General features: G+C 63.5%; 1 protein-coding gene. It reads left to right on the top strand.

Annotated elements, in window-relative coordinates; all coding sequences use genetic code 11:
- Positions 1-116: 116 nt before the first annotated feature.
- On the top strand, positions 117-1146 hold a 1030-nt coding region (locus tag ABT116_RS48775; protein WP_351648015.1), incomplete at its 3' end, for an ATP-binding protein.

Genomic DNA, 1146 nt, shown 5'->3' with positions numbered 1-1146 from the left:
ACGGGAGACGCAGTAGCCGGCTCCCCTGCGCACCCTGGAGCCCCCTCGGGCGACACCGAGGATCTGCGGTGGTCCGGCCGGCCGAGCTTCTGCCGCCAGGTAGGCCTACCGAATTGGTGCGCGACGGCGTCCACAAACTCAGAAGGCTCGCCGAGGATGTCATCGAGGTGGCTCGTCTCGACACCACATCCGAACAGGCAGACATCCAATCGGTGGAACTCGCACAGGTGGTGCGTCACGCGATCTCCATCACCGAGGTCGAGTGTGAAGTGAGTGTTCACGGCACCCCTGTGTCCTACACAGACGCACGTCGGCTGGAGCGGATCATCGCCAACCTGATCTTGAATGCTCGCAATCACGGAAAGTCGCCGATCAGAGTCGACGTCGACCACTCCCGTATCACGGTGCGAGACCAGGGCAACGGGTTCACCCAGGAATGGCTTCGTCAGGGGCCGAGGAGGTTTCAGACCGATTGCGTCGAACGTGGCTCGAACTCGGGCTTGGGCCTCGGCTTGACGATCGTAGTCGGGCAAGCCGCGGTCATCGGCGCTCGAATCGAGTCGGCGGTTCGGCCGAGCCCTGTCTTCCTCGGCGTAGTTGCGATCGCTGTCATCGCCGGAGTGGTCGCCTGGAACTCGACGTGGGGTTCCATCGCGGGCCGAGCGGGTGTTTTCGTTCTCGTGGTTGCAGGCTGGGTGGTCACGCTGTGCTTGCACGAGTTCGCCCATGCGTATCTGGCGTGGCGTCACGGAGACACCGATGTCGAGGCTCGTGGCTACCTGACGCTCAACCCGCTCAAGTACAGCCATCCGATGCTCTCGATCGGTCTGCCGGTGCTGTTCATCGCATTGGGCGGCATCGGACTTCCCGGCGGCGCCGTGTATCTGCGCACCGGGATGTTTCCGCCCAAGGTGCAGGCGCGAATATCGCTTGCCGGTCCGTTCACGAACGCCGTCGCCGCGGTGATTCTCCTCGTCGTCATACGTACGTACGGCTCAGCGGCCGAGCACCTGACGTTCTGGGCCGGCCTCAGCTTCCTTGCCTTCTTGCAGGTCATGGCGACGGTCTTGAACCTGCTCCCAGTCCCCGGTCTGGACGGTTACAACGCGCTGGAGCCCTATCTCGCATCCAACACACGGCACCAAC

The organism is Streptomyces sp. NPDC002130 (genome assembly GCF_040296465.1).
Taxonomy (GTDB): Bacteria; Actinomycetota; Actinomycetes; order Streptomycetales; family Streptomycetaceae; genus Streptomyces.
Note: the sequence above shows the minus strand (reverse complement) of the source record. Positions and strands in the feature narration are given on the sequence as shown.